General features: G+C 65.3%; 3 protein-coding genes and 1 pseudogene. All 4 read left to right on the plus strand.

Annotation, left to right across the window (positions count from 1 at the left end):
- Positions 1-482: 482 nt before the first annotated feature.
- Complete coding sequence (fliR, locus tag FVW27_RS07045; RefSeq protein ID WP_167123893.1) at positions 483-1,277, plus strand: flagellar biosynthetic protein FliR; 795 nt, start codon at positions 483-485, stop codon at positions 1,275-1,277.
- A 64-nt stretch (positions 1,278-1,341) separates the two neighbouring features.
- Positions 1,342-2,412 carry a flagellar biosynthesis protein FlhB gene (gene flhB / locus FVW27_RS07050; RefSeq protein ID WP_167123895.1) on the plus strand — a complete coding sequence of 357 codons (1,071 nt, stop codon included), beginning with the start codon at positions 1,342-1,344 and terminating at the stop codon, positions 2,410-2,412.
- Positions 2,413-2,468: 56 nt separating this feature from the next.
- Positions 2,469-4,580 carry a flagellar biosynthesis protein FlhA gene (flhA, locus tag FVW27_RS07055; protein WP_167123897.1) on the plus strand — a complete coding sequence of 704 codons (2,112 nt, stop codon included), beginning with the start codon at positions 2,469-2,471 and terminating at the stop codon, positions 4,578-4,580.
- 237 nt (positions 4,581-4,817) lie between these two features.
- Positions 4,818-5,324: pseudogene (locus FVW27_RS07060) on the plus strand (flagellar biosynthesis protein FlhF); the annotation flags it as partial.

Below are 5,324 nucleotides of genomic sequence, written 5' to 3' on the forward strand. Positions count from 1 at the left end.
TGGTCCCGCCTCATCCCGGTTATATCACACCCACAGCCCCTGTTATCTCACTCGTCGTCACCAGATTGGCCAGGCGGGGGCAGCGGCGGGGCAGGGGTACCGGGGCCGCCCGTACCTGCGGGGCCACCGGCTGCGGTGGGGGTCTCTGGCGTATCGGTATCTGGTGTGTCGGGCATGGTCTCACCGTAGGGCTTGGGCGCACCCCCGCCGGAATGCATGGGGGTGCCGAGCATGCCCACAGGATGCCTTCGAAGGGGGCTTGTGTCCAGCGCGGTTGCCGGGCCGGTGGGATGGGTGGGGGGCGGCCGGTTCCGCCCGCGACGGATTTTTGGCCATGGTCCGCTCCAAGGCCGTTCCGTGATCGTGCCGTGGGCGTCGCCGCGTCCCCTTCCGGCCCCTTCCGCCGCAGCCGTGGCCTTGTGGCCCAAGACTGTCCGCAGTCCGGTCCGGCGGCATGGCCCGCATCTTGCTGTGCCGCGCGCATGGATATCTTCGCGTTCGACGCCGCAGCCATGCTCAGCTTCGTGCTCACCTTCATGCGGGTGAGCCTGGTGCTGTTCCTGCTGCCCTTCTTCGGGGGAGAGGCGGCCCCCATGCAGGTCAAGGTGGCGCTGTGCATGGTGTTCACCCTGGCGCTGTGGCCGCACGTGTCCCTGCCGGGCGGGCAGATGCCCACCCATCCCTTTTCGCTCGTCGTGCTGCTGGCGGGCGAACTGATCATGGGGCTGATGCTGGGCATGACCGTGCACTTCCTGTTCGCGGGCATCCAGACCGGCGGCCAGCTGCTGGCCACCCAGATGGGCTTCACCATGATCACCCTGGCCGACCCGCTGACCGGGGCCAGCGTCAGCATCACCTCGCATCTGCTGTACATGGTGGCCATGCTCAGCTTTCTGGTGCTGGACGGGCACCTGTACATGCTGCGGGCTTTCGTGCGCACCTTCGAACTGGTGCCAGCGGGCGGCCTGCTGCTTACCCCCCCGCTGGTGAAGGAAGTCCTGGCCCTGTCCGGTTCCATGTTCGTGCTGGCCGCCAAGATCGCCGCGCCGGTGCTGGTCTCGCTGTTTCTGGTGGAGCTGGCCCTGGCGCTCATGGCCCGCGCCGCCCCGCAGATGAACCTGCTGATGATCGGCTTTCCGCTCAAGATCGCCGTGGGCTTCTTCTTCATCGGCATGCTGTTCACCATCATGGCCGACAAGATCCGCGAATTCATCGTGGGCATGGACCCCATGATGCTGCACCTGCTGCAGGCGGCCAGCCCCCTGCTGAACCGCTGACCGGGCACCGCACCGCTCCCCGCACGTCGGGGCGGCGCGGACGGAACCCTGACGGAGGGCTGCCATGGCGCAGCGCGATCCGAGCAAGACCGAAAAAGCGACGCCAAAACGTCGCAACAAGGCCCGCAACAAGGGCAATGTCCCTAAATCACAGGAACTCACCAAGGCTCTGACCATTCTGGCGGGCTCGGTGGGCCTTTTGTTCTACATCGACTTCCTGGCCAAGGACATGCAGACCCTGTTCCGGCATTTCCTGGGCAACGCCTTCGGCTTCAATCCCAACCAGCAGAACGTCATCAAGCTGCTCATGTGGCTGGCCGGAGAACTGGCGGCCATGCTGCTGCCCATCATGCTGTTCATCGGGTTCACGGCGTGGCTGGTGCTGCGGTTGCAGGTGGGCAAGCTGTGGACCACCGAGGTTTTCAAGTTCAACTGGTCGCGCTTCAACATCCTTGCGGCGCTGAAGCGCATGTTCGCCTCGCCCGAAACGTTCGTGCGCCTGGGCAAGAGCCTGTTGCAGGCCCTGTTCATCGGTGTTGCGCCGTACCTCATCATCCGGCGCGAGATGCACAACTTTCTGCCCCTGTACTACTCCGACGCCCAGGGCATTGGCGCGTACATGCTGAAAACCGGGTGGGACATGGTGCGCTACGCCCTGGTGCCCATGTTCATCATAGCCATAGCGGACTTCTGGTATACCCGCTGGAGCTATGAGGAAAACCTGAAGATGACCAAGGACGAAACCAAGGACGAACGCAAGCAGGCCGAGGGCGACCCCGTGGTGCGCGCCCAGCAGCGCCGCAAGATGATGCAGATGATGGCCAAGCGCATGTTGCAGGACGTGCCCAAGGCCGACGTGGTCATCACCAACCCCACCCACTTCGCCATCGCCCTGCGCTACGACGCCACCGAAGCCCCGGCGCCCATCGTGCTGGCCAAGGGCGCGGACAACCTGGCCCAGAAGATCAAGGAAGTGGCCCGCGAGCACGGCGTGCCCATCCGCGAGAACAAGCCGCTGGCACAGGCTTTGTATAAAGCGGTGGAAGTCGGCGACATGATTCCCGCCGAACTGTTCCAGGCCGTGGCCACCGTTCTGGCCAGCCTGTGGAAATTCAAGGCGGGGCGCGCATCGTAGCCCCCGCGCAGCGAACCTGAAGCGAAACCCGGACCACTCCGGAGGGTGTCAAGAACATGGCTGCCAAACCAGGATACGCCCCCAAGATCGACTACCAGCGCTTCGCCAAGCAGGGCGACCTGCTGCTGGCGGGCGGCGTCGTCACGATCCTGTTCGTGATGCTGGTGCCGCTGCCCACGTTCTTCCTGGACATGCTGCTTTCGCTCAGCATCTCGCTCTCGCTGGTGATTCTGGTCACCTCCATGTTCATGCTCTCGCCGCTGGAATTTTCCATCTTCCCCTCCCTGCTGCTGGTCACCACCCTGCTGCGCCTTGCGCTCAACGTGGCCTCCACCCGCCTCATCCTGCTGCACGGCGACGAAGGCACCGACGCGGCGGGCCAGGTCATCCAGGCCTTCGGCGAATTCGTGGTGGGCGGCAACTACGTCATCGGCGCGGTCATCTTCATGATCCTGTTCATCCTGAACAAGATCGTCATCACGGCGGGCACCACGCGCATCGCCGAAGTGGCCGCGCGCTTCACCCTGGACGCCATGCCCGGCAAGCAGATGGCCATCGAGGCCGACCTGAACGCCGGGCTCATCGACGAGGAAGAAGCCACCGCCCGCCGCACCAACATCCGCAAGGAAGCCGACTTCTACGGCGCCATGGACGGTGCGGGCAAGTTCGTGCAGGGGGACGTGAACGCGGGCATGTTCATCACGATGATCAACGTCATCGGCGGCATCCTGCTCGGCGTGTTCCAGAAGGACATGGAGTGGCGCGACGCGCTGACCACCTACACCCTGCTGTCCATCGGTGACGGCCTGGTGGCCACCATTCCCTCCATCATCGTTTCCACGGCGGCGGGCCTCATCGTGTCGCGCGCGGCGGCGGAAGCGAAGATGGGCGAGGAATTCGTGGGCCAGCTGTCCTACAACTCGCGCGCGCTCAAGCTGGTGTCCGGCGTGCTGATGCTGTTCGCCCTGGTGCCCGGCCTGCCCACGCTGCCGTTCCTGACCTTTGGCGCGGGCCTGTACGGCATGTCGCGCCTGGTGGGTGACAAGCAGGACGCGGAGGCCGCCGCCGAAGCCAAGGGCGGCAAGGGCGCCAAGGGCAAGAAGAAGGGCGATTCGCTGGATACGCCGGAAGAGGTGCAGACCCTGCTGCCCCTCGACACCCTGGAACTGGAAGTGGGCTACGGCCTGATCCCCCTGGTGGACGAGGACCAGAACGGCAACCTGCTGTCGCGCATCCGCTCCATCCGCCGCCAGTTCGCCCTGGACATGGGCGTGGTGGTGCCCTCGCTGCACCTGCGCGACAACCTGCAGCTGAAGCCCGGCCAGTACTGCGTGCTGGTCAAGGGCAACCAGGTGGCCTCGGCGGAAATCCTCGTGGACCACTACCTGGCCATGGACCCGGGCAACGCCAAGCACCGCATCCGGGGCATCGAAACGCGCGAACCGGCCTTCAACCTGCCCGCGCTGTGGATACCCGAATCGCAGAAGGAAGAAGCCATGCTGGCGGGCTATACCGTGGTCGACCCGTCCACGGTCATCGCCACCCACCTCACCGAGGTGTTCAAGCGCCACCTGGGTGACTTCCTGGGCCGCCAGGAAGTGCAGGGCCTGCTGGACAACCTGGCCAAGCACGCGCCGAAGGCCGTGGAAGAGCTGGTGCCCGGCATCCTGCCGCTGGGCACGGTGCAGAAGGTGCTGCAGAACCTGGTGCGCGAAAACGTTTCCATCCGCGACCTGCTGACCATCGCGGAAACCCTGGCCGACTACGGCCCGGCGGTGAAGAACGCCGACACCCTGACCGAATACGTGCGCGAGCGCCTGGCCCGCTCCATAGTCAAGCAGTACATGGACAGCGAGGGCGGCCTGCCCATCGTCACCCTGGACCAGGCCGTGGAAAAGACCGTGCAGGAAGCCATCCGCCAGACCGACGGCGGCAACTACCTGGCGCTCAACCCCGGCATCGCCCAGCGGCTCATCCAGCGCGTGAACAACGCGGTGGAGCGCGCCGTGAACACCGACGGGCAGCCGGTCATCCTGGCCTCGCCCGTGGCCCGGCCCCATCTGGCCCAGTTGCTGATGCGCTTTCTTCCCAACGTCCCCGTCATTTCGCAGGCCGAGATTCCTTCTGACATCCGCTTGCAGGCCGTGGGGAGCGTAGCCTTTGACTAGGGGGCTGTTTCCACATTGTCCTTTCGCCCGTTGGCTGCGTCAAACTTCACCTGCCATTTCGGTCAAATAGGAGAAGAGTATGCTCCCTCATGACAGGCTCGTTTTACTTGCCAACGAACGAAAATCCTAATTCGGAAACAGCCCCCCAGAGCTAGAGATTCCCGCGGTGGGCAGCGCCGGGCGCGCTGCCAGAGCATTTTTCTGCAACGGTTACAACTTCAAGGTCGAAATGCTCTGATGCAGATCAAGACGTACACAGGCCGGAACGCGACGGCGGTGCTGGCGAAGATCAAGGCCGAACTCGGCCCGGACGCGGTCATCCTGTCCTCGCGCGAATGCCGAGAGGGCGACCGCACGTGGCACGAGATGAGCGTGGGCATCGAGCATGCGGCCGCGCCCGGCGTTGCCGCCGGTTCTGGCGGTTCTGTCGCGCCTGGTGGCCCCGGCGGCCCCGTTCCCCCCGGTTGGGAGGAATGGCACCGCGAATGGAGCCAGATGAAGGAGCACCTGTTCGCGCTGATGAAGCCCGCCCTGCGCATGGAAGACCTTACCCCCCGCCAGCGAGTGGCCCTGGAATACCTGACGCGCGAAGGCGTGGACGACGGCGTGGCCATGACCCTGCACCGCAGGCTGGCGGCGGATTCCGGCGCCTCGGTGCTGGAAGCCCTGGCCGACATGGTGCCCGTGCGCGGCTGGGGCCTTGCGGCATGGCCGCAGCGGGCCCACGTGTTCGCCGGGCCGTTC

The organism is Nitratidesulfovibrio liaohensis (assembly GCF_011682075.1).
Taxonomy (GTDB): Bacteria; Desulfobacterota; Desulfovibrionia; order Desulfovibrionales; family Desulfovibrionaceae; genus Cupidesulfovibrio; species Cupidesulfovibrio liaohensis.

Coding starts and splice junctions, on each gene's coding strand:
- flhB (WP_167123895.1), top strand. CDS start 1,342: ATGGCGCAGCGCGATCCGAGCAAGACCGAAAAAGCGACGCCAAAACGT.
- flhA (WP_167123897.1), top strand. CDS start 2,469: ATGGCTGCCAAACCAGGATACGCCCCCAAGATCGACTACCAGCGCTTC.
- fliR (WP_167123893.1), top strand. CDS start 483: ATGGATATCTTCGCGTTCGACGCCGCAGCCATGCTCAGCTTCGTGCTC.